Origin of the sequence: Pseudomonas sp. SWRI92, assembly GCF_014268685.1 — a bacterium.
GTDB lineage: Bacteria > Pseudomonadota > Gammaproteobacteria > Pseudomonadales > Pseudomonadaceae > Aquipseudomonas > Aquipseudomonas marvdashtae.
This window is the reverse complement of sequence record NZ_JABWQY010000004.1, coordinates 230,145-252,505: the sequence shown is the minus strand read 5'-3', so window position 1 is coordinate 252,505 and position 22,361 is coordinate 230,145. Positions and strand designations below refer to the sequence as shown.

Sequence of the window (22,361 nt, the reverse complement as noted above, 5' to 3'; positions counted from 1 at the left end):
GCGTGACGTCCTTATTCGGTCCGGCCGTGGCTGACGCATTCACCGCGTCGCCACAGGCTCCATTGGCCCGGTTCGTAGCGGGTCCAGGTTTCGTTTTCAGTCAGGGGTTCGGTGGCAATTACCGTGACCACGTCGTTGGGCGTGGTTTCGGCCTGGAAATCGACAATCACGTCGACATCCTTGAGCCGCGCCGGACCGAACGGCGCGCGCCGGGTGATCTGCGCCAGTTTGGTCGAGCAATAGCAGAACAGCCAGTCACCGTCGCTGAGCAGGCAATTGAACACGCCTTTGCTGCGATATTCGCTGCAGGCTTCGATCAACGATGGCAATAAATGCTCCACGTCCACCGGTTCCGGAAAGGCTTGGCGCACCCGGTTGAGCAAATCACAGAAAGCCGCTTCGCTGTCGGTATCGCCCACGGGGCGGTAGAAGCTCACACCCGGCTGGAAATCGGCGAGCTGGCCGTTGTGGGCGAAACACCAGTTGCGCCCCCACAACTCGCGCACGAACGGGTGGGTGTTGGAGAGACAGACCTTGCCGACGTTGGCCTGGCGGATGTGCCCGATCACCACTTCGCTCTTGATCGGATATCGCTGCACCAGGTTTGCCACTTCCGACTCGCTGCTCGCGGCCGGGTCTTGGAACAGGCGCAAGCCGCGGCCTTCATAGAAGGCGATCCCCCAGCCGTCGCGATGCGGTCCGGTCTTGCCCCCGCGTTGCATCAAACCGGTGAAACTGAACACGATGTCGGTCGGCACATTGGCACTCATGCCCAATAATTCACACATGCTCGAACCCTCAAAGGAATGGGAGGCCTGGCTACAGGCGCGGTTCGATACGCGAACGCTGAGGGTTGCTCGGCACGGGCGGGCGACCGTAGCGGTCATCGCCGGCGACGCCGAACGGCGGTTCGTCATCAGGCTCGGCTGCCTCGGCGGCTTTCGCGGCGGCAGCTCGCTCCTTGCGGGCCTTTGAAGCACGTTCGATAGGGAAGCGGATCAGCACGACAATCAGGTAGAGGCCGAAGGCGATCATGCCGTACATGAGCAGGTCCGACGCTGCGCGCCAGAGATTGTTGCCAACCTTGAACAGCACATCCAGGGCGACAATCGCCAGCGCCGGCGCAACCTTTTCCTTCACCGGGTCGACGATGGTCGGGCTGAACAGCAGCACCGCCATCAACAGCCGTAGCGGCTCGCGCAACCAGCGCCACATGAAGCGGGTCATGCGCATCCATACCAGCAGGCAGCCCAAGGCGGCGAAGGCGTAGAGGCCCCAGGCAATCAGATAGTCGTTCTCGGTCATGGTGTCCATGGCAAGGCAGGCAAAGAGGCGCTTATAGTAACGGCTTTTCGCTCGTCAGGCTGCCCCGGCGTCTGCCCCTTGGCTGGCGTGGTGAGTTTTTCGGTCCGGCAACAGAACTGACGCCACCGGCCCCTTGTCCCTTTTTGTATCCAGCCCGAGAATTTTTTCATGCCCCTATCCGCCCACGTTCCCGACGCACCGATTGCCCGCAAGGACGCCGGTGTCGACCCGTATGCCTGGCTGCAGGAGCGCGACACCGACGCCGTGCTCGAATACCTCAAGGCCGAAAACCGTTATCAGGAAACACGACTCGCCGATCAGGCCGAATGGCGCGAAACGCTGTTCCAGGAAATCAAGGGACGGATCCTCGAGACCGACCTGTCCCTGCCCTCGCCCTGGGGCCCGTACCTGTATTACACGCGCACCACGGCTGGCGACGAATATCCGCGCCATTACCGCTGCCCGCGTCCGGCCGACGACAGCCTGACCGTCGATGAAAGCCATGAACAACTCTTGCTGGACCCGAACGCGCTGGCCGGCGGCGGGTTCTTTTCCCTGGGTGCGTTCAGCATCAGCCCCGACCATCAGCGTCTGGCCTACAGCCTGGATACCACGGGCGATGAGATCTACACCCTGTTCGTGAAGGAATTGTCCAACGACAAGGTCAGCGAACTCTCCTTCGAAAACTGCGACGGCAGCATGACCTGGGCCAACGACAGCCTGACGCTGTTCTTTGGCGAACTGGACGACACCCATCGCCCGCACAAGCTGCTGCGCTATCGCCTGGACGGCACCGCCGCCGAAGAGGTGTTCCATGAGCCGGACGGGCGTTTCTTCCTGCACTGCTACCGTTCGAGTTCGGAGCGCCAGCTGATCCTGTCCCTGGGCAGCAAGACCACCAGCGAGATCTGGGTGCTGGACGCCACGCAACCGCAACTGCCGTTTACCTGCCTGGCGCCACGGGTCGAGCACCATGAATATGATGTCGATCACGGCTTGCTCGACGGTCAGTGGACCTGGTTCATCCGCAGCAACCGCGACGGCATCAATTACGCGCTGTACCAGGCCGCCGATACGGGCGAAGCGCCGACCGAGGCCGACTGGCAGAACCTGATCCCCCACAGCGACACAGTGATGATCGATGGCCTGAGCCTGAACGCCAGCGCAATGACGTTGAGCCTGCGCGAAGGCGGCCTGCCGATCATCGAAGTTCATCCACATGGCTTGCCGGCATATCGGGTGCAGTTGCCGGACGCGGCCTACAGCCTGCATGTACAGAACAGCCTGGAATTCGTCAGCGAGCGGATTCGCCTGCGCTACGAGGCCCTGAACCGTCCGGCGCAAATCCGCCAGCTGGACCTGGCCAGCGGCGCACAAGTCGTGCTCAAGCAAACCCCGGTGCTGGGTCCGTTTGACGCCGATGCCTACGTTAGCCAGCGGCTCTGGGCGACCGCACCGGACGGCACGCAGGTGCCCATCAGCCTGGTGGTCAAGCGTGAAGCCCTCGGCCAGCCGGTGCCGCTGTATCTGTATGGCTACGGCGCCTATGGCGAGAGCCTCGACCCGTGGTTTTCCCACGCGCGGCTGAGCCTGCTGGACCGTGGCGTGGCGTTTGCGATCGCCCATGTACGCGGCGGCGGCGAGCTGGGAGAAGCCTGGTACCGCGCCGGCAAGCAAGAGCACAAACACAACACCTTCAGCGACTTCATCGCCTGCGCCGAACACCTGATCGCCGAGGGCTTCACCACGGCCGATCAGTTGGCAATCAGCGGTGGTAGCGCCGGTGGCCTGTTGATCGGCGCGGTGCTCAATCAGCGCCCCGAGCTGTTCAAGGTGGCAGTTGCCGAAGTGCCGTTCGTCGATGTGCTCAATACCATGCTCGACCCCGAGCTGCCGCTGACCGTCACGGAATACGACGAATGGGGCAATCCCGAAGAGCCGCAGGTCTATGATCGGATCAGGGCCTACGCCCCCTATGAAAATGTTCGCGCCCAGGCGTATCCGGCGATGCTGGTGATCGCCGGCTACAACGACAGCCGCGTGCAATATTGGGAAGCGGCGAAATGGGTGGCCAAACTTCGGGCCACCAAGACCGATGACAACCCGCTGCTGCTCAAGACCGAACTGGGCGCCGGTCACGGTGGAATGAGCGGTCGCTATCAGGGATTGCGTGACGTAGCGCTCGAATATGCGTTTGTGCTGAAGGTTTTGGGACGGGCCTGAGGAACTCTGTGGGATGGCCGGGTCTTAGCTCCATTGGCCTGGCATCCCATCTGTCCTCTCCCAGGCCAGGCTGACCCTGTAAACACAAGAAAAGACCGTGACGACATGTCAGAACCGACTTTACTGAACAACCAGATTCGCGATTGGCTGATGGACTGCGGCCTGTTCGACCAATTGCTGCCCGTCGACTTCGCGGCGGCGGCGGGCTATTTCAGCGTCAGCACCATCGCCCAAGGCGAAGCGATTTTTCGCGAGGGCGATGCCGGTAGCTTCATGTGTATCCTCCATACCGGCCAGGTCGCCGTGCAGAAAACCGGCCCTGACGGCCAACCCGTCACCATCGCTACACTGCGCAGCGGCCGGGCGTTCGGCGAGATGGCCGTGCTCGACGGCGAACGGCGCTCGGCCAGTTGCATTGCAGCCACTGATTGCCAGTTGCTGAACCTGGGCAAGGACTCCCTGGAAAAAATGCTCAACGACGCGCCGAAGATTGCCGCCAAGATCATCCGCGCCCTCGCCGTCTCCCTGTCCAAGCGCCTGCGCATGGCCGACGGGCAATTGCTCTCGCAGCAGGTCTAGCCTCCAGGCGACTTGGCCTTCGGCGGCTTAGGTTCCAGGCCCGGTATCGGTTGATCCTTCGGCGGCCTGGGCATTTCGATCGGTGGCAACAAGGGCGGGCCGCCACTTCCGGGGCCGGCCTTGGGTACGCCGCTGGGCGCGACCGGCGGGTACGGCATGGGCGTGGCGGTGCCGGGCGAACCGGGAATGCTCGGCGGCGATACCGGAATCGTCGGTTGCTGGGCCTGTGCATAACTTATCGAGAGCGCCGCCAGGGCAATGGCCGTTAGAATGCTGCACTTCATCAATGGCTCCATGGCTATTGTCTGCTTTGAGGCTAGTCCCTACCGGGCAAGTCTGCCCCTTCCCATGAGATTTCCATGAAACGTTTCGTTCTACTCGACACCACCCCTATCCCTGACAACGGCGGTGCCCTGTGCCTGTTCGAGTATGGCGAAGACTTCGTCATCAAGATCCAGGGCGGTGACGGCGGGCAGTTGATGAATACGCGCATGCACGGTTCCGAAGATGCCCTGGCCGAGATTCCTTGCCGCAAGGTCGCCGGCCGTCCTGGCTCGCGCGTGCTGATCGGGGGGCTCGGCATGGGCTTCACCCTCGCCTCGGCCCTCAAGCATTTGGGCAAGAGCGCCGAAGTGGTGGTGGCCGAACTGGTTCCCGGCGTGGTGGAGTGGAATCGCGGCCCCTTGGGCGAAAAGGCCGGACGGCCGCTGTCGGACCCGCGCACGGTGATCCGCATGGAAGACGTCGCCAAGGTACTGCAAGCCGAGCCCCAGGGCTTCGACGCAATCATGCTGGACGTCGACAACGGCCCCGAAGGCCTGACCCAGAAAGCCAACAGCTGGCTCTATTCGGCCGGTGGCCTGGCCGCCTGCGCCAAAGCCCTGCGGCCCAAGGGCGTGCTGGCCGTGTGGTCGGCCAGTGCTGACCGGCAGTTTTCCGACAAGCTGAAGAAGGCCGGCTTCAAGGCTGAAGAGGTGCAAGTCTTCGCCCACGGCAACAAAGGCACCCGCCACACCATCTGGATTGCCGAGAAGCTCAAGGGCTGAGCTAAACTCTGTCCAACCGTCATCAGTCTTTTCTACAAAGGTGAACCCATGAGTTCGTCCACCCCACCGTCCAACACTGCCAAGCTGGACCGCATCCTTGCCGACGCCCAGCGCGACCGGGAAATGGGCTACCGCGACAAAGCCCTGAAAATGTACCCCCACGTCTGCGGCCGCTGCGCCCGTGAGTTTTCCGGCAAGCGCCTGAGCGAGCTGACCGTTCACCACCGCGACCACAACCACGACAACAACCCGCAGGACGGTTCCAACTGGGAACTGCTGTGCTTGTACTGCCACGACAACGAGCACTCGCGTTATACCGACCAGCAATACTTTGGCGAGGGCTCCCTGAGCACGCCGAAGATCGCCAAGGCGACCCATAACCCCTTCGCCGCACTGGCCGGACTGATGAAAAAAGACGAGTAGCAGGCCATCGGGTGGCAAGGGAGCCTGCTCCCTCGCCACAGGCGTATCGTTTTTCGTAAGTGAACGGCATTCCCCGTATAATCGCGCCTTTTCTCAAAGGCACCCCGTCCGTGGCCAACAAACGCTACAGCTGCATCGGTCTGTTCAACCCCAAGTCACCGGAAAACGTCGGTTCGGTGATGCGCGCCGCCGGTTGCTACGGCGTGGCGTCGGTGTTCTACACCGGCAAGCGTTATGAACGCGCCGCCGACTTCGTCACCGACACCAAGAAAGTCCACTACGACATTCCGCTGATCGGCATCGACGACCTGAAGAAGATCCTGCCCCTTGGCTGCGTACCGGTGGCCGTCGAGCTGGTGGAAGGCGCCCGGCCGCTGCCCGAATACACGCACCCGGACCGCGCCTTGTATATCTTCGGCCCGGAAGACGGCTCGCTGGACAAAGACATCCGCGACTGGTGCGAAGACGTGATCTACATCCCCACCAACGGCTGCATGAACCTGGCGGCCACGGTCAATGTCGTGTTGTACGACCGCATGGCCAAAGGCAACAACACGCGCTCGGGTCCGCAATTCCGCTGACCGGCGCGAAATTGATGGAACGACGGATTCGCTCTGGCAGTCAGCTTTATACAAATCCCCACACTGGAGACAGATCATGAGCGATAACAATCCGTTCGGGCCGGTTGAGACCACCCCTTTTCAATCCCGTACCCCGCAAAACGTACACGGCTGGGAGCGCATTGGTTCACTGGCCGGTGGGGTGCTGATGATGGGCAAGGGCCTGCGCCGCGGCGGAGTGTTCGGCCTGGCTCAACTGGCAATCGGCGGCATGGCCCTGGCCCGCGGCATCACCGGACACTGCTCGGCCAAGAGTATGCTGGAAAGGAATCGTCAGCATCTGCACGAGGCCCGCGCCCGGATCGAACAGGCGGGCGATGAGTTGTCGCGCATGAAGGCCAATGCAACGGCCGCGACCGATACAGCCACCGTTACCGGAAATGATTCGCTGGTTTCGCCGAAGGCTGGGCTCTGATCTCGGCTGTGCGACCGATGAAGCGAAATTACTGAAGTAACCGAGTGTCCAGCGCGGTGGAACGTTCGCCAAGAATGCTCTCGCTGAGCTGGACAAACTCCTCGGTATCCACCGTTTCCAACCGCATCGCGCCCTGTAGCACGTCATCGAGCGAACGCTTGTTGTGCGTCTTGAGGCGGATTTCGCGGTCCAGCTCCTGCAACAACAGCACCGCCTTGGCCACCATTGCAGGGCTCACCTGTTCGCCGCGCAAGGTCGTGACGCCCTTGCTGTCCCGGACGAGGCGATCATTCAGGCCCTGATAACGCTCATCGCTCATACCGCCGGCGCGGCGCAGCAGTTCGATGGCGTAATACTCGTTCAACCCTTCGCCAATCCAGTCGCTACGATCGTGATCGTTGATGCGCGCCAGTACCTGGACCAATTCCCGTAATAGCGGGCTACTGCCCCGTTCGCTGACCAGCGGTGGACGGCTGTGCAGGTAAACCGAATCACGACCGGCCTGGGCACCCCGCCACATCGGGTCGCTCGCACCGACGATCAGCAGCTTGGCAGGATGACGCGGCAGCGCTGCCTGCACTTGCGGCCAGACGAAGGTCAGCAGCGTCAGCACGTCCATCCGCCGCATGCCCTGGCCTTGGGGCGAAGCGACGGTGACCTCGGTCTCACCCAGGCGCGTGCGGCGGCTGCCGAGCTTGCCGGCGAGCATCCAGCCCGTGGGCCGGTCGAACAAGCGCGAAGGGTTATCGATGCGAAAGCGTTGCTTGCCGATACGCGGCCAGGACGTCTCGATGCTCTTCCAGCCGACGGGCAGTTCGAACTGCAGGCGCGACACCAACTCGATGCCGTCCTGCTGATCCAGCTTGGCCGGCGGCACCAGGTCGTCGCCGCGCAGCAGGGCCCATCCCGGGGACATGCGGGTCTCAAAAGAACCGTTCTTGCGCGATTCGCTGATGCGCACGCGGTAGGTCAGGCTCGCCTTGTCGGTGGCTGGACGCCAAACGCCTCGCGAGCCGTGGCCGGGGGTGAGCTGCCATTGGCCGTCCGCCTTGAAATCGCTGTAGCGGTCTTCGTCGCCAAGATCGAAATCCAGGCTGCGCACCGCCGAGCCCCGCGCGAGGGTCAGGCGTACTTCGGCCTGATCGCTCTGCGGCAACAAGTGAACGTGATAATCAAGGTCGACTTTCTGCGCCGCCCACAGCGGCCCGCACAACGCCAGCAGTGCAGCCGCCAGCATCCATTTCAATCCTGCCGCCATGGGCGCTCCCTGTGGTGCGATGTCGTTGGATTCAGCCTGCGCGGAAAATCAGGTGATCTTCCCAATCGTCTTCAGCCACGCTGCCTTCGGCCAGCATGCGCCCCGACTGGGAAATGCGTTCGTGGTGCACGGCGTCCCGATCGCCGCAGACCAGATGGTGCCACAGCGGCAAATCCTTGCCCTCGCTGACCAGTCGATAGCCACAGGTCGGCGGCAGCCACTTGAACTCATCGGCCTTGCCCGGCGTGAGCTGGATGCAGTCCGGGACAAAGTCGCGGCGATTGGGATAATCGGTGCACTGGCACGTCTTCAGGTCCAACAGTTTGCAGGCGATGCGCGTGTAGTAGACGCTGTTGTCGTCTTCATCTTCGAGCTTTTGCAGGCAGCACAGGCCACAGCCGTCGCACAGCGATTCCCATTCCTGGGGATCGAGCTGATCGAGGGTTTTGCGTATCCAGAACGGTTCGACTTTGGCGGCCATGGCTCGGGCATCAACATCACGTGGTGAAAAGGCCGACAGTCTAGTGCCGGGACCTCCCGAGGCCAAGCATTGGCGACTGCCGGTAACAGGGGCTTGTCAGGCCGGGCGCAGGGACGTAGGTTGCGTCATCACGTTCCGCCGCCGTGGCGATTGGCAAGCTGGGGGACAAATCCACCCTGGCCGACTACCTCCAGGCACGAGAAGTCCCAAGCCCGCGCCGGCCGTTGAGCGAGCTGGTGGCCGAAGGCGACTTCACTCTGTAAGGAGCCCGCCGAACCCGTGGCGAGGGAGCTTGCTTCCTCGCCACAAGGGCTCCCGCGCACTGAAGTAGATACGGTGCTCCCACCCTTTGATCGGGGTGGGTTTCAATAGCCCCGATTGAAATCCACTTCCCCACGCAGCCCATCACCGGCCTCATAGGCCCGCAGGTTTTCCAGGAACAGTTGCACCATCATCGGCGGCGAGGTCGGAGCCGAGCTGTGACCGGTCAGCAGCAGGCCCCACGCGGTCCAGAATGGATGGCGCTGCGGCAATGGCTCTTGGCGGCAGACGTCGATCACCGCGCCGGCCAAGTGCCCTTCTTTCAAGGCTTGCACCAGGTCTGCATCGACCACGGCCACGCCACGGCCGACATTGATAAACAGCCCGGTGGGTTTGAAATGCTTGAACAGCGCCGCATCATAGATGTCGTGGGTGTTCGGGGTGTTCGGCAGCAGATTGATCACGTAATCCACTTCGCCCACCAGGCGTGGCAAATCTTCCAGCGCGCCGACTTCGACAAACGGCGCCAGCTCCCGGGCTTCGCTGGCGATGCCGTACAACTGCACGCCAAACGGCACCAGGAACTGCGCCACGCACTGACCTATATCACCGGTCCCGACAATCAGCACCTTGCGTCCCGCCAGGCTTTGCCCTTGGCGGTTGTCCCACTTGCGCTCCACTTGGCTGACCAACCGCGCAAGCACTTCGCGCTCATGGCCCAGCATGTAGGTCAGCACGTACTCAGCCATTACCTGGCCGAAAATACCGACGGCGCGGGTCAGTCGGTAATCGCGTGTCAAACCCTCGGCCAGCAGCGGCGTGATGCCTGCCCAGGTCGATTGCAACCAACGGGGTTGATGGCCTTGACGCAACAGCGTCGCCAACAGATCTGGCTGGCCGAGCCAGACCGGGCAGTCCGCGGCCAGCCGCGACAACTCGGCGGAATCGCCGCTGGTCAGCACTTCGATATCGGGTGCAGCTTGGCGCAGAAGCTGGGCATACACCGCGTGGTCGTGTTCGGCAATCAGAACGCGCATGAATCTAACCTTTCAAAAACAGTGCAGACGGCCGCTGACAGAGTATCGCTCCGTCCCTACGGACCATCGCCAAATCGTTTCAATGTTTCAAGAGGCGCCGAGACCGGCGCCTGGGTAGTGTCAGATCGGGTCGTTGCGTCGCAGCAACTCTTCCGGCAAATGCTCGATGTACTCGTCTTCGGCCGGTGGCATTTGCAAGTGATAACCCTGGGTGTCGAGATTTTCCAGCACCTTGTTGATGTCCTCCCGAGACAGCTCCCGCTCGGGACTCAGCACCAGGTCAAAGGCATGGATCGCCTTGCCGAATGCCGCCATTAATGGCTCCGGCACACGCTTCAAGGCATCGCTCTTGAGCACATACAGGTACATCTCGTTTTTCTTCGAGCTTCGATAGATGGAGCAGATACGTTTCAAGGCTGTTCTCCGGCGGTGGCCAGGCTGTCGAGCAGGGCCTGGCCCATCAACTCGCGGCGCCAGCCACGCAGCGAATCGGGCAATTGGTAAGGACCCTCGGGAAAGCCGCTTTTTAACAGGGCTTCGAGGGTTTTCTTGCGCAGCATCAGCTCCGGCGCTATGCCCAGGCGCTCGGCTTCGGCCTGCCCCAGCGCCTTGAGGCGCTTGAGCAGCGCCGACGCCTCGATGGGCAGTGGCTCGGGCACGGCGGGTGGCCATTGCTCGGGGGGCACGCTGGCCGCACGTTTGATCAGGTCCAGCAGAAATTCGCCGTCCTGGCGCACGGTACGCGGATGCATGTCTTCGATCTTCGCCAGCGCGCCGAGATTATCCGGCTGCGTGCGGGCCAGGGGCCACAGTGAATGCTCACGGATGATGCGATTGCGCGGCAGGTCACGGGCCCGCGCTTCGCGCTCGCGCCAGGCACACAGCTCGCGCAGCACGGCCAGTTGCGCACGGGACAGCTTCCAGGCCAGCTTGGCCTCGCGGTACACCTCGTACGGGTCGATTTCGCGACGCAGGTTGGCCACCAGTTCGGCGCCGTCCTCTAGCACCCAGGCGTACTTGTCGTCGGAAAGTTTCGGGCGCAGCTGTACGAAAACTTCCGCCAGATGCACCGCATCTTCCGCGGCGTAGCTGATTTGCGTCTCGGACAAGGGGCGTTGCAACCAGTCGGAACGGGTCTCGCCCTTGGGCAGTTCGATGGCCAGTACTTCCTGCACCAACCGCGAGTAGCCCATGGAAAAACCAAGGTTCAAGTAGGCGGCGGCCAATTGCGTGTCGAACAACGGCGCGGGCAGGCTGCCGGTCAGGCGCAGCAGGACTTCCAAGTCCTCGCTGCAGGCATGCAACACCTTGAGCACCGCCGGGTTCTCCAGCAGCGCGGCCAAGGGTTTCCAGTCATTGATGGCCAAGGGATCGATCAGGTAGGCGCGCTTGCCATCGCCGATCTGAAGCAAGCCGGCAATCGGATAAAAAGTGTCGACCCGCATGAATTCGGTGTCGAGGGCGACGAATGGCAACGCTTGCCATTCGGCGCAAAACTGACCGAGGCTATCGTTGTCGCGAATCCAGTGAATATCGATGGCCACACGGCTCTCCCTTGAAGAATGGCGCGCAGTATATATCGCCGTCGGCGGTTGCGAGCATCTACGGAGCAAGAGCTTGAGAGAAATCGCCTGCGCAAACGCAAGAATAGTCCTACATCCAGAGTTAACCGGCCTTGCGTAATACGTAAACTCGCTTCATCGCGAAACCCGGCAGGAAATCCTGGTGCCACAGCACGGTGAATCCGGCCTCGATGAACTGCGCTTCGACGTCGCCCTTATCGGCCAGGCCCCGCGGTGTCGGCTTGCCGAGCTTGAGAGGCCCTTCGATCTGGACCGAGACAATCACCGTGTCGCGACTGACCCGATGAAATTCGTGCAGCAAGGCCAGGCGATGCTCGCTGGCCTTGACGTGCAGAAACAGCTGCAAACAAAAAATACAGTCGACCGCATTGGCTGACAGGCCGAGGGTAAACGCCGAACTCGGGAAAGTCGTGACCCGTTCGAGCAATGCGCCTTCATGATGGCTGCGGGCGTGCTCAAGCATGCCTGGCGACGGGTCCGCCGCCAGGATCACCCGGTTGGCATGTTCGCCCAACACCGGCCAGAACCGCCCCGCCCCACACGCCACGTCCAGCACCAGCCCAGGCTCACCCGCCACTTTCAAGGCGTTGCGCACCAACTGCTCGTCACGCCAGAACGCCAGGCGCAAGCGGCGAGGCGCCGGCTGACGGCAAATTTGCGCATGCTCCTGGTCATGCTGCCTGGCGAACTCAAGCTCGACAGTGGATGGGGATTGCCGGGGCATGCTCACAGCTCATGAAGAAAGATTGAAGAACAGGTTAAACAACGCTGCGTGAAAAAAAGGTGTAGGCATTATTTCCGGGCCAGCACACCGTCAATCACCGCACCGCGACAGCTGGCGAACAAGTCGAGATCCTGGTTGTAGACTTTGCTGTTGACCTCCAGCAGCCCAAGCATCGAATGGAACAGGTTGTCCTGGCTCAGGGGTTTGTCCCGACTCAGTTGCAGGCAATGGGTATCGACGGCGAAGGACTTTTGGTAGCTGTCGGAAAACCAGGCCAGCATCGCCACGTGCTTCTGTTGCTCCGGGGCCAGCATGTACGGCGTGCCATGAAGGAACAGGTTGTATTCGCCCAAGGACTCGCCATGGTCCGACAGGTACAGCATCGCGGTGTCGACTTTGTCCTGATTGGCGCGCAGCAGATCGATCAGCGTCGACAGCACGTGATCGGTGTACACCAAGGTGTTGTCGTAACCGTTGACGATGCTTTCGCGACTGCAATTGTTCAGCGCGTTGCTTTCGCACACCGGAGTGAAATGCTCGTACTCCTTGGGATAACGCTTGAAGTACTCCGGCCCATGGCTGCCCATCTGGTGCAATACCAGCACAGTGTCCTTGTCGAGGGTGTCGATGAAATGCTGCAGGCCCTGGAGCAGAATCTCGTCGCGGCACTCACTGTTGGCGCACAGGGTCGGGTCCTTGAGATTGCTCACATCTTGCACCGTGACCCGGTCGCAGGTGCCTTTGCAGCCGGACTGATTGTCCCGCCAGATCACCTCCAGCCCGGCGCGCTTGAGCACGTCCAGCAGGCCCTCTTCGTTCCTCGCCTTGCTGGCGTCGTAGTCCTTGCGCCCCATGTTGGAAAACATGCAGGGGACCGACACGGCGGTTTCGGTGCCGCAGGAATGTACGTCGGTGAAGGCGATCAGCCCCGCCTCTTTATCCAGTTGCGGCGTAGTATCGCGGGTATAGCCCAAGATGCCGAAGTTTTCGGCCCGGGCACTCTCCCCCACGACCAGCACGGTAAGGGATTTTCGCCCATGGGTCTGCCAGGCGGGATTCCGGCTCGCATCCTCGCCCAAGGCAATGAACGGTTGCTTGGCCGACGCGACCTGCTCGCGCAAGTAGCCGATCGACGCGCCAATGTAGTTGCTTGGCACGACCATCAAGTGCAACTCGTGGTGGTTGCGAAACAACGAAGACAGGCCCTGGTAGTTGATCAATGCAACCCCACCGAGCACGGCCGCCGAGGCCACCGCGACAATCAACTTACTTAACAACTCCTTGGGCCAGCGACGATAGTTTATGGGGGTCTTGAACAACAGCAAGGCTGGCAGCACGCCCAATAAAAAGAGATAGCCAAACAATTTTATTGACAGTAAGTCACGCACTTCCGTGGCATTGGTTTCGGCGAAGTTGCGCAACATGCCGGCGTCGATCAAGACCCCATACTGGGCCATGAAATACGCCACGCCGGCACTGATCAGAAACAGCAGCGTCAGCACAGGCTTGAGCAGCGGACGGAACGCCAGCAGCGTCAGCACCAGGTTGAACGCGCAGAACACCATCACGCCAAAGGCCAGGCACAGCAAAACTCCGTGACCGTCCGATGCGGTGATCGTGAGCAGGTGTTGCCAGAGCACCAGATTAAAGCCCACTAATAGAAACGCACTGGCGATCAGCGTCACCCACTCGGGGCGCACGGCTTTAACAGTTGACATGATGGCGAGGACTTCCTGAGCGTTCTTTATAAGGCTGGCGCAGTAAATGTGAAAAATTCATTTCCTACGGCAACACAAACTCTAGATAGCCCGCCATCAATTTTTCGTGAAAAAGTTGCTGTTAAATTATTATTTAAGTGGCCACTTCAAACAGCCATCGCCTAATCGATCCACGGCGTGTGCACACCGTATTTCAAAGACCGATGGCCGCCTTGGCGTAAGGACCACGGTCGATGTCTAGAATCTCCACGCACAACTGCACGCTGACCCCGGCCGGCCACGGACCAAGCTCCTGGACCACGGCCAGCAGATTGTCTGCCAGTTGTTTCTTGATTTCCGGCGAACGACCGCTTAGCAGCGCCAGTTTCACATGCACGAACCCGCGCTCACCGATGCCAGTGCCGACCCGAAAGGTCTCGATTTTCACGGCCCGACTCTTGATGTCGAACTCTGCGGCGAACTGCCCGGACGCTACCAGCGCGTTGTTCAGGCGCAACAGCGCGACGTCGGCGTTCAGCTCAGTCAGGTTGGCGGTGTACTCCATGTGCAGGTGAGGCATGTGTTCGACTCCAATTCGAAAATATGATCTTGAGATGACAGCCGCCGCAACCATACCTCGACTTTGCTGTTTCAGGCAGGTTTTGTTTCGCCCATCGGACCCACGCGCTCACTCATGAACGCCTCCAGACGGGACCTCAGCCAACGCTCGGCCGGGTCATTGTCGACGTGGCTCAGCCAGACCATGGACAGGTCCAGGGTTGGCGTCTTGAAGGGAAAAGGTTCGCTGAACAACTGGCCGGAAGCAGCCATGGCGGTGGCGGTATAGTCCGGCAGGCTGGCGATCAGGTCCGTGCCTGCCAGTAGCGCCGGCAATGCGCTGTACTGCGGCACCGACAGCACCACTTGACGCTTGCGACCGATTTCCGCCAGCCATTCATCGGCATACCCGGCGATGTTGGCGGTATGGGACACCAGCACGTGTGGCCGCGCGCAGTATTCGTCCAGGGTCAACGGCGTGTCCGAGGCATCGGCCCGCAACACGCAGGGCTGGATGTGCCGCAGCAGCTTGCGCTTGGCGTTGGCCGGTAACCCGCGAGTCTGGCTGATACCGACAGTGATGTCGCCGGACGCCAGCAGGTCGGGGATGCGCCAATAGTCGACGTGCTGCACCACGAACACGATCTGCGGCGCCTCCTGGCGCAAGCTGCGCAACAGCGGCGGCAGCAGGCCAAACTCCACGTCATCGGACAGGCCGATGCGAAACGTCATGGTGCTGCTGGCGGGATCGAAATCATGGGTCAGGCTCAAGGCCACCGACAGCGAATCCAGGGCCGGCGACAGGTGCTGGATGATTTCCTCGGCCCGGGCAGTCGGCTCCATGCGATGACCGACGCGAATGAATAACGGGTCGTTGAACAGCGTGCGCAAACGGTTGAGCGCCGAACTGATGGTCGGTTGGCCCAAAAACAGTTTCTCCGCTACCCGTGTCACGTTGCGCTCGAGCATCAGCGTTTCGAAAACCACCATCAGATTGATGTCGGCCTTGCGCAGTTCGTTGCGATTCATCCATGGCTCCTGGTTCGCGTTTTGAGCAGGTGCTGCAATTTTCTGAAATATCTCACAATCATTGGAAACGTTTTCCCAATAGCGAAAACTTTCAGCTTGGCTAGGCTTGCGACGACATGTACGAAACATGCCTTGAATCAGTAAATCGCAGGGAGCGAACCGATGTATTTTGAGATCTACAGACAGACCCGAGGTACCCCGAACACCGGACAAGGCCAATGGCGCTGGCGCTTGAGGGCCGGCAATCATGAAACCATCGCCAGTGGTGAATCCTACGTGAACAAGGCGGATTGCCTGCATGTTATCGGGTTGATCAAAAGCGCCCATGGCGAGACGCCGGTGAAGGAGATCTGAAGCCGGACACGGGCACACCTCGAAAAGCTGCTCAGCTAGACGAGCAGCTTTGCTCACGCTGGAGTTTTTTGCTGCACGAGGCACCAGACAGGTATCGTGTGCGGACAACAGCGAGAGGTCGTTGCCCATGACTCAATCAAGCAGCCGTCGCGATTGGCTGATGCGTGCGCCTGAATCGAGGAAACTGGAACGCATCGAGGCCTATTTCAGTGGGCATGGCTACACCACCCACCGACATGACACCTATGCCATCGGCTTCACCCTTTCCGGTGTCCAGAGCTTCAATTATCGGCACAGCAAACGTCATAGCCAGCCGGGCGGCACCATCGTGCTGCACCCGGACGAGGTCCATGATGGTGAGGCCGGGACAAGCGACGGCTTCCGCTACCGGATGTCGTACATAGAGCCATCGCTGATCCAGCAAGTACTGGGCGGTAAGCCGTTGCCCTTCATTGAAGGCGGGCTATCCAACGATCTTCGCCTCAACATCGCGACCCGCAGGCTGCTCGGCAGCCTGGAACATGGCCTCGATCCGCTGGAGGAAGAAGACGCCATCTACGACGTCGCCCAGGCGCTCTCTGTCGCGGCGGGTGGCCAGCGTGGACGCCGACTGATCGACTATCCGGCGGCAGAGCGTGCACGCCTATTCATCCACGACGCCCTTGACCAGCCGATTACCCTGGATGACCTGGTTCAAGCCAGTGGCCGGGACCGGTGGAGCCTGTCTCGGGATTTCCGCGCTTTGTACGGCACCAGCCCCTACCGCTACATCACCCAGCGTCGATTGAACGAAGCTCGGCGATTGGTATTGCATGGCGTGCCGTTGAGCGAAGCAGCCGTGGCTTGCGGTTTTTTCGACCAGAGCCATATGACTCGACTGCATACCCAGGCTTTTGGTATTTCACCGGCACGCTGGCTAAAGATGCTGCGTTGAGGTGTTACGCCGCGCAACGCCAAAGCTGCACGATCATCCAATACCTGCCTCGCCCTTGCGCCGTAAGGTAGCGCTCATCACCCAGTTTTGAGGAGCGTGTCCCGATGAATCAGTACTCCCCGATCAACTTCGCCCAGAAATACTCACTGTTTGATGAACAGTGGGCGCCAAAGGTCATCGCCGAAATGAACGACTATCAGTTCAAGATCGCCCGGCTAGAAGGCGACTTCATCTGGCACACCCATGCCGACACCGACGAAACATTCGTCGTGCTGGAAGGTGAGCTGCGTATCGACTTTCGCGACGGCGCAATAACGATTGGCCCGGGCGAGATGTTCGTGGTGAAGAAGGGTGTCGAGCACAAACCCAGTGCCGAACGGCAAGTGAAACTGCTATTGATCGAGCCTCGGGGCGTCATCAATACCGGCGAAGAAACCAATGAGCGAACGGCGGTCAATGACGTCTGGATCTGACCGAGCCAGGTTCAGTCGTATTCTGCTTCCTGATGGTCGCCCAGCAGCCGTCGCTGGCGAGGTGTCGCGGCGGCCAGGACCTCAGGGTTGAACTGCCAATGTAAATAAGGCGAGAACTTCTGCGCAATCATCCGCCGGCCGTAGTGCACCTGGAGCATGTACCGCGTGCGGTCGACGGTGCGGTTGTCACTGCCGGCGTGCCACAACTCGCTACGCAATATCAGGACATCGCCCGCCCGGCACAGCACTGGCTGCGCCGCACGGCCCTGCCATTGCGTTTCACCCGCCATTGGCGCGCGGCCAGCCTTGTGGCTGCCGGGAATGACCTGTGTCGGGCTCAAGTCGGCATCGATGTCATCGAGATAAAACTGCGCGGTGAACACCTGCATCGGCAGGTCAAAGGCCGGGGTTTCCAACAGGCTGGAGGGTAGCGCCATAGGAAGGTAATCCAGATGCAGCGGGGCGCCGATGAAACCTGGATAGCAGCGCCAGGCCGTCTGACCGATAATGTGACAATCCTCCCCCAAGGCAGCCTCGGCCAGCTCGATCACCCCGCTCACTTCCAGGTACGGCAGCCAGAACGGGTCACGGTTGAACACACATTTGTAATGATCGATGACGCCGCTGTAGTCCCAGTGCTGGGGTTTCAGCTGGTCGGTTGCATAACGCAGGTCGGCGATCTGACCCGCGCTCAAGACAGCCTGCATCAGGACAAAACCGTCCTGATGCAACGCTCGCAACTGATCGGCAACGGACACGACAACACCTGCCTCAGGTACGGAAGCGGCCGGTCAGCTCTGCCAGGTTTCTCGAAAGATTGGAGAGCTGCTGGCTGGCCTGCATGCTCTGGGCAGAATTGGAGGCCGCTTCGTTGGACAGATCACGGATATCGGAAATATTGCGGGCTATTTCCTCGGTGACGCTGCTCTGCTCTTCACATGCGCTGGCGATCTGCGCGGCCATGTCGTTGATCCGTTGGATCGAACCACCGGTACCGCTGAGCACCTGATCGACACCCGCGGCGCGTTCAACACTGTCCCGGGCCTTATCGCTACCGACCTGCATGGCTTGCACGGCCTTGGCGACACCACTTTGCAAGCGCTCGATGCGAACCTGGATGTCCTTGGTCGAATCCTGGGTCCGCGCCGCCAACGCCCTCACTTCGTCGGCGACCACGGCAAAACCACGGCCTTGCTCACCGGCTCGCGCAGCTTCGATGGCCGCGTTCAGCGCAAGCAAGTTGGTTTGCTCGGCAATGCCGCGGATTACCTCGAGTACGGCGCCGATGCTGGAAGTTTCCTGGGCCAGTGCCTCGATCGTGCCCGAAGCGCTCTCCACTTCTTGGGCCAACTGGCGGATCGACTCGATGGTACTGCTGACCACCTCGGCACCGTCACGGGATTGGCTGCTCGCCTGCTGCGCGGCGCCCGAGGCATTCGCCGCGTTATGCGCCACTTCATGCACCGCCGCGCTCATCTGCGTGGCGGCGGTGCTGACCTGATCCAGTGCGGCGTGCTCGCTGCTAATCAATCGGTCATTCGTCGCCGCCATGGTGGCCATGGCGCGCGCCGCGGAGTCGACTTCCCCGGTCACCCGCCCGACCTCGGCGATCAAAGGCTGCAGCTTATCGAGAAAGCGGTTGAAAGCGCTGCCGAGCTGGCCCAACTCATCGGCCGAACGCACTTCGAGACGCCCCTTCAAATCGCCCCCGCCCTCGGCGATCTGCTCGACCCTTTGCAACAACCGGCGCATAGGGGTCAGCACTACCAAGGGCAGAACAACGATTACCAAGATGCAACCAAGCAGGCCGACCAGCAGAATCACGCCCTGATGTATACCGACGGCCTCGCCGTTTTCAATCGCCGCGTCGCCCTCACGGTGCGAGGCGGCATCTTCCAGCTCACCCAGCTTGTCGATGGAATCACGCATGGCTTCGAACAGGCGCTCGCTGTCACTAAAACTCAGGGCGCTGGCACCCTGCGGATCGCCGACAGACTGCTCGAGGACCCGCCGCGAAACCTGCATCCATTTGCCGAAGCTGTCATTGAACTGACTGACCAACGCCTGCGCCTCGGCACCGGGCTGCATTGCGGCATATTGCTGCACACGGTCGTAAGCCTGCTTGGCATTCTCGCCATGACTGGCACTCAGCGCTTGCACATGTACGTCTGCATGACCATCCAACAGACTGCGCTCGGCCACGAACGCCTGATAAAGATCACGATCAGCATTGAGCAACAGGCTGATGGCCGGCAGATAACGTTTAGTCAATTGCGTGCTGGATTCGGTCACCTGGCTGATGCCACGCATGCCTGTCCACCCCATCAGGGCCAGCAATACAGCCAGGAAGGCGATCGGGAGAGTGATTTTCCAGCGAAAGCCAAGGTCGGCAAAAAATCGCGGCATGGGGGTCACTCCTTACACGGGGGAATACCTACCTATCGGCAGCCATGTCTTGAGCTATAGCCCATTAGTCTGATTGTCACAAAGAAGTGACGAAACGACTCAACCAAAAGTGAGGCGCTTCGTAGGACCTTTCTGAAAACCACATTGATAGCCTTCATCTGGATACAAGCCCGTCGCACAGGTTCTCCAGCCGCGATAGGCTTCAAAGATCGCCGCAGATAGCACCTCACCGTCAGGATTCAAGAGAATGTTCACTCTGGAAAACTGATATACAATAGATATCACCCTCAGGAAGAAGGTGTACAGGAGCAGGACGCTCCCTAACTTGAGACCACGCTACACATGGAGCACATCATGCCCAGCATCGCTGAAAAATCCGAAAGCTTCCTGCTGCGGTTACGTAAACAGGACACACCGACGGGGGTCAGTCTCTCGACCATCGAGTTACTTATGCGTCAGACCGGCCTGAGTAAAACCGAAATCGCTCACCTCGCACTGCGTCAGCTAGCTGACCGTTATTTACCAAAGTACGAGCTGGATGACGGCCCGTTGACCCAAGAACAAATCGCCGCGATTCGTGCCGCTAGCCCTGCTACGGATATTCCGGAGGAACGCGTAACCAGAAGGCTCTATTAATGACCGTTCCTTTTCGTCCACTGCCTGCACCAGGCGATTTTGTCTGGTGCCATTTTCCAGAGGTTGTCGGGAAACCCGGCCCAAAAGCTCGACCCGGTTTAATAGTCGCTGTTTTTGATGACGACCACGCCGTAAGAATCGCCTATGGAACGACTCAAAAAACCGAGAAGCTTTACCCAGGTGAGTTTGTGTTAGATCCCGCAGATCCTGGTTTTTCTTCAAGCGGACTGACCCACCGGACAAAGTTCGATTTGAATCATGAAGTCCAGGTTTTATTCGATTCAGATTGGTTTGCACCGAACCAAAGCGTCTATGCCTGCGTCCCCTTGCCGAAGATGGGGAGGCTGGACGTCAGTTACTACCCAGCCGTGCAAAAAGCCGCCAAAGCCAAACGTCAGAAATAGTCTTTATCGGCTCGCCGACGCCCAGCGCACCCAAGCGGGCCGGCGTTGGATTGCTGACGATCTGCCGCAAAACTGCGACCGAAACGCCGTGATTATTTAGATCCCAGAATGGGGTGGGCGCAATAAAAAGGGCGGCGGGACGCAATTGCAGAAGGGGAATTTTCTGACATTTCCAGCCCACATAATTCAGGGAATCTTCTTACGCATCATCTGATTGATGATTTCTACAGAAGGGCTCTATAGTCCAATTGTCGTTCGTAAGAGCGGCTTGGGTTTGGCGACCCAATGACAAATGGTAAGAAAAGCCCTCAATCAAACGGAGTTTGAAATGAATAGATACATGGCTCTTACCAACAATGCCGACGATCAACCCCTCTTCGTCGATACCTCTGCGCCTTTGCACATCCTGCTCGACACGGCGGGCTATAGAATTCGCGCGGTCACCCAGCTTCTAGAGAACCTCGCCATGCGAGGAGATATTCCGAGTGAGTCAGTGGTCCTCCAGGACTTTGCACAACTATGCTGCATCTCCTTGAGGGATGGCTGCGACGTGCTCGATGTCATTGCCCGGCGATTGGATGCAGAGCCGGCCTAGCTCAAAGGGCCTCTCACGGGGCCCATTTCGTCGAAACGAGCATGGTTCGATGACACTGAAACCCTCCGGTTTACCCAGACTCGATTAATCACATAAGCTGATCAACGCACCTCGGAGGCTCCGATGGCTACTATAAAAAAGTCGAGAAAGCGCGCAGAAAAGTCACTCACGAAGAGCTGACATTTCTTGACGTTCGACAAGCTGCACGTGATGGTCAGAAAGTGTTCGATAGATTTGTAATCACTGGCAAGCTTCCTATTACAAAGTAGGCTTGGATGCCAGTCGTTAAAACTTCCGCACTTTTTGAAGAAACACGGAACTGGAAAAATATAAATCATCAAGGCGTAAACCAATGAAAATCGGAAGTTTCATTCTCAGCCTCTCGATTTACAGCGTACTTCAAACACTCTCAATCCATGCGCTGGCGGAAAGCAAGCTGTGGGTGACCACTGATCGCACCGCCAGACACACCTGTCCTTCTACCGAGTGTGGAGTAGCAGGCCGTCTAATGTTTAGGGAGGGGGTAGACGTTTTAGAAAGAAAAGGAGATTGGGCCCGTATCACCAAGGCGTACTCAGCATCTTGTGTTGGAGGTAAAAGCGAGTATGTGAAAGACGGGAACAAAGCCTGCACCAGTGCCAACGGCATTAGAGAAGGAAAATTCGCCGAATGGGTCCAAATCAAAGATTTTAGTAAGAATCGTCCTAATGACCCCGCAGAGAACGCAACCGGCGATGATTCCCTCATCAAAGGTTCGGACGACTACAGAATCTACAAGGCCAAATTTTCCCAGGCCGCTCGCCAACTCATAGACGAAGGAACCTGTACGGAAGGAGACTTCATAGAGATGGGAGGGTGGATGGCTTCGAGCAATAGGGGCCCGGGGATGTACTTCACGTATTGCGGCGGTATGTCCCTAAGCAACAAAGTCTACCTAGATGCCAATACGGGGAAAACCAGTCGTTAAAAAGAGCTGGGCCAACCACCACGCGTCTACAAGTCGTATCTCCCGCCCTTCTCCCAAGTCGATAGCTAACCTATCAACCGCATTCACAGAGCATTCTGAGACGGCATCATAGCGAGCCCTTTAGCTCCCCCCTAAACCAAACGCAAGAAACGAAAAAACCCCTGAAATGTTCAACCATTTCAGGGGTTTAGTCATACACAATTATGGCGGAGAGATAGGGATTTGAACCCTAGGTACTGTCGCCAGTACAACGGATTTCGAATCCGTCCCGTTCGGCCACTCCGGCATCTCTCCAGTGGCGCGCATCATACCAGCACATTTGCCGGAAGCGAACCCCCGGGCGAAATTTTTTC

At 59.6% G+C, this 22,361-nt stretch carries 27 protein-coding genes, 1 tRNA gene and 1 pseudogene; 14 read left to right on the top strand and 15 right to left on the bottom strand.

All coding sequences use genetic code 11. The features are described from left to right. Window positions 1–11: 11 nt before the first annotated feature. Both HU762_RS10020 and HU762_RS10015 read right to left on the bottom strand, forming a co-directional pair. Window positions 12–788, bottom strand: a complete 777-nt coding sequence (locus HU762_RS10020) for a class II glutamine amidotransferase (RefSeq protein ID WP_186636051.1) — start codon at window positions 786–788, stop codon at window positions 12–14. A gap of 31 nt (window positions 789–819) precedes the next feature. Continuing rightward, window positions 820–1,314: an MFS transporter gene (locus tag HU762_RS10015; protein WP_186636048.1), complete on the bottom strand. Its 495-nt coding sequence runs from the start codon at window positions 1,312–1,314 to the stop codon at window positions 820–822. Between the two features lie 159 nt (window positions 1,315–1,473). On the opposite strand from HU762_RS10015, the gene HU762_RS10010 reads away from it, so the two are divergent. Next, window positions 1,474–3,528 carry a S9 family peptidase gene (locus tag HU762_RS10010; RefSeq protein WP_186636045.1) on the top strand — a complete coding sequence of 685 codons (2,055 nt, stop codon included), beginning with the start codon at window positions 1,474–1,476 and terminating at the stop codon, window positions 3,526–3,528. 105 nt (window positions 3,529–3,633) lie between these two features. Then, window positions 3,634–4,107 (top strand): cyclic nucleotide-binding domain-containing protein, encoded by a 474-nt coding sequence (locus HU762_RS10005; RefSeq protein WP_186614101.1) that lies wholly within the window; start codon window positions 3,634–3,636, stop codon window positions 4,105–4,107. Here the strand turns inward: HU762_RS10005 and HU762_RS10000 are convergent. Then, complete coding sequence (locus tag HU762_RS10000; RefSeq protein WP_186636043.1) at window positions 4,104–4,391, bottom strand: hypothetical protein; 288 nt, start codon at window positions 4,389–4,391, stop codon at window positions 4,104–4,106. The two genes, HU762_RS10005 and HU762_RS10000, sit on opposite strands and share 4 nt — an antisense overlap. Window positions 4,392–4,466: 75 nt before the next feature. On the opposite strand from HU762_RS10000, the gene HU762_RS09995 reads away from it, so the two are divergent. The 4 genes from HU762_RS09995 to HU762_RS09980 all read left to right on the top strand — a co-directional run bounded on the left by HU762_RS09995 (window position 4,467) and on the right by HU762_RS09980 (window position 6,611). Continuing rightward, window positions 4,467–5,153, top strand: a complete 687-nt coding sequence (locus HU762_RS09995; RefSeq protein WP_030141186.1) for a hypothetical protein — start codon at window positions 4,467–4,469, stop codon at window positions 5,151–5,153. Window positions 5,154–5,201: 48 nt separating this feature from the next. Beyond that, a complete protein-coding gene (locus HU762_RS09990) occupies window positions 5,202–5,576 on the top strand; it encodes a YajD family HNH nuclease (protein ID WP_025212393.1) in 375 nt (124 codons plus the stop codon). Window positions 5,577–5,686: 110 nt separating this feature from the next. Beyond that, window positions 5,687–6,157 carry an RNA methyltransferase gene (locus HU762_RS09985; protein ID WP_030141187.1) on the top strand — a complete coding sequence of 157 codons (471 nt, stop codon included), beginning with the start codon at window positions 5,687–5,689 and terminating at the stop codon, window positions 6,155–6,157. 76 nt (window positions 6,158–6,233) lie between these two features. Further along, complete coding sequence (locus HU762_RS09980) at window positions 6,234–6,611, top strand: DUF2892 domain-containing protein (protein ID WP_186614109.1); 378 nt, start codon at window positions 6,234–6,236, stop codon at window positions 6,609–6,611. A gap of 28 nt (window positions 6,612–6,639) precedes the next feature. Here the strand turns inward: HU762_RS09980 and HU762_RS09975 are convergent, their stop codons facing one another. Together HU762_RS09975 and HU762_RS09970 are read right to left on the bottom strand one after the other, a co-directional pair. Continuing rightward, the gene (locus HU762_RS09975; RefSeq protein WP_186636040.1) at window positions 6,640–7,869 is read right to left on the bottom strand and encodes a hypothetical protein; all 1,230 of its coding nucleotides are present in this window, start codon (window positions 7,867–7,869) and stop codon (window positions 6,640–6,642) included. A gap of 31 nt (window positions 7,870–7,900) precedes the next feature. After that, entirely contained in the window at window positions 7,901–8,350 is a 450-nt protein-coding gene (locus HU762_RS09970; RefSeq protein ID WP_033054039.1) for a YcgN family cysteine cluster protein, read from the bottom strand. A gap of 137 nt (window positions 8,351–8,487) precedes the next feature. Between HU762_RS09970 and HU762_RS09965 the strand changes: the two are divergent. Further along, window positions 8,488–8,613, top strand: a pseudogene (locus tag HU762_RS09965) (nitroreductase family protein); the annotation flags it as partial. 102 nt (window positions 8,614–8,715) lie between these two features. Here the strand turns inward: HU762_RS09965 and HU762_RS09960 are convergent. The 7 genes from HU762_RS09960 to HU762_RS09930 all read right to left on the bottom strand — a co-directional run bounded on the left by HU762_RS09960 (window position 8,716) and on the right by HU762_RS09930 (window position 15,239). Then, a complete protein-coding gene (locus HU762_RS09960; protein ID WP_186636037.1) occupies window positions 8,716–9,648 on the bottom strand; it encodes a D-2-hydroxyacid dehydrogenase in 933 nt (310 codons plus the stop codon). Between the two features lie 120 nt (window positions 9,649–9,768). Beyond that, on the bottom strand, window positions 9,769–10,062 hold the full coding sequence (locus tag HU762_RS09955; RefSeq protein ID WP_186614117.1) for a YcgL domain-containing protein: 294 nt from the start codon (window positions 10,060–10,062) through the stop codon (window positions 9,769–9,771). Then, window positions 10,059–11,192: a ribonuclease D gene (gene rnd, locus HU762_RS09950; RefSeq protein ID WP_186636034.1), complete on the bottom strand. Its 1,134-nt coding sequence runs from the start codon at window positions 11,190–11,192 to the stop codon at window positions 10,059–10,061. The genes HU762_RS09955 and rnd overlap by 4 nt, the downstream gene beginning before the upstream one ends. 121 nt (window positions 11,193–11,313) lie before the next feature. Then, window positions 11,314–11,955: a class I SAM-dependent methyltransferase gene (locus HU762_RS09945; protein WP_186636031.1), complete on the bottom strand. Its 642-nt coding sequence runs from the start codon at window positions 11,953–11,955 to the stop codon at window positions 11,314–11,316. A 68-nt stretch (window positions 11,956–12,023) separates the two neighbouring features. Continuing rightward, window positions 12,024–13,673, bottom strand: a complete 1,650-nt coding sequence (locus HU762_RS09940) for a phosphoethanolamine--lipid A transferase (protein WP_186636028.1) — start codon at window positions 13,671–13,673, stop codon at window positions 12,024–12,026. Window positions 13,674–13,866: 193 nt separating this feature from the next. Continuing rightward, window positions 13,867–14,232: a 5-carboxymethyl-2-hydroxymuconate Delta-isomerase gene (locus tag HU762_RS09935; RefSeq protein ID WP_186636026.1), complete on the bottom strand. Its 366-nt coding sequence runs from the start codon at window positions 14,230–14,232 to the stop codon at window positions 13,867–13,869. Between the two features lie 71 nt (window positions 14,233–14,303). After that, window positions 14,304–15,239, bottom strand: coding sequence for a LysR substrate-binding domain-containing protein (locus HU762_RS09930; RefSeq protein ID WP_186636022.1), 936 nt, complete (start codon window positions 15,237–15,239; stop codon window positions 14,304–14,306). Between the two features lie 162 nt (window positions 15,240–15,401). On the opposite strand from HU762_RS09930, the gene HU762_RS09925 reads away from it, so the two are divergent. From HU762_RS09925 to HU762_RS09915, 3 genes are all read left to right on the top strand, one after another. After that, a complete protein-coding gene (locus HU762_RS09925) occupies window positions 15,402–15,593 on the top strand; it encodes a DUF1508 domain-containing protein (RefSeq protein ID WP_186636019.1) in 192 nt (63 codons plus the stop codon). Window positions 15,594–15,720: 127 nt separating this feature from the next. Beyond that, window positions 15,721–16,527 carry an AraC family transcriptional regulator gene (locus tag HU762_RS09920; protein ID WP_186636016.1) on the top strand — a complete coding sequence of 269 codons (807 nt, stop codon included), beginning with the start codon at window positions 15,721–15,723 and terminating at the stop codon, window positions 16,525–16,527. Between the two features lie 104 nt (window positions 16,528–16,631). Then, complete coding sequence (locus tag HU762_RS09915; protein ID WP_186636013.1) at window positions 16,632–17,000, top strand: cupin domain-containing protein; 369 nt, start codon at window positions 16,632–16,634, stop codon at window positions 16,998–17,000. An 11-nt stretch (window positions 17,001–17,011) separates the two neighbouring features. On the opposite strand, the gene HU762_RS09910 is transcribed toward HU762_RS09915, so the two are convergent. After that, window positions 17,012–17,758 carry a phytanoyl-CoA dioxygenase family protein gene (locus HU762_RS09910; RefSeq protein WP_186636010.1) on the bottom strand — a complete coding sequence of 249 codons (747 nt, stop codon included), beginning with the start codon at window positions 17,756–17,758 and terminating at the stop codon, window positions 17,012–17,014. Window positions 17,759–17,771: 13 nt separating this feature from the next. Continuing rightward, window positions 17,772–19,406, bottom strand: coding sequence for a methyl-accepting chemotaxis protein (locus tag HU762_RS09905; RefSeq protein WP_186636007.1), 1,635 nt, complete (start codon window positions 19,404–19,406; stop codon window positions 17,772–17,774). Window positions 19,407–19,760: 354 nt separating this feature from the next. Here HU762_RS09905 and HU762_RS09900 point away from each other — a divergent pair, with 354 nt between their 5' ends. The 4 genes from HU762_RS09900 (at window position 19,761) to HU762_RS09885 (ending at window position 22,008) form a co-directional block, all read left to right on the top strand. Further along, window positions 19,761–20,042 (top strand): hypothetical protein, encoded by a 282-nt coding sequence (locus HU762_RS09900; protein WP_186636004.1) that lies wholly within the window; start codon window positions 19,761–19,763, stop codon window positions 20,040–20,042. After that, window positions 20,042–20,446: a hypothetical protein gene (locus tag HU762_RS09895; RefSeq protein ID WP_186636001.1), complete on the top strand. Its 405-nt coding sequence runs from the start codon at window positions 20,042–20,044 to the stop codon at window positions 20,444–20,446. Before HU762_RS09900 ends, HU762_RS09895 begins: the two co-directional genes overlap by 1 nt. A gap of 328 nt (window positions 20,447–20,774) precedes the next feature. Beyond that, window positions 20,775–21,041, top strand: coding sequence for a short-chain dehydrogenase (locus HU762_RS09890; RefSeq protein WP_186635998.1), 267 nt, complete (start codon window positions 20,775–20,777; stop codon window positions 21,039–21,041). A 352-nt stretch (window positions 21,042–21,393) separates the two neighbouring features. Continuing rightward, window positions 21,394–22,008 carry a hypothetical protein gene (locus tag HU762_RS09885; RefSeq protein WP_186635995.1) on the top strand — a complete coding sequence of 205 codons (615 nt, stop codon included), beginning with the start codon at window positions 21,394–21,396 and terminating at the stop codon, window positions 22,006–22,008. 204 nt (window positions 22,009–22,212) lie between these two features. On the opposite strand, the gene HU762_RS09880 is transcribed toward HU762_RS09885, so the two are convergent. After that, window positions 22,213–22,302, bottom strand: a tRNA-Ser gene (locus HU762_RS09880). Window positions 22,303–22,361: the final 59 nt, after the last annotated feature.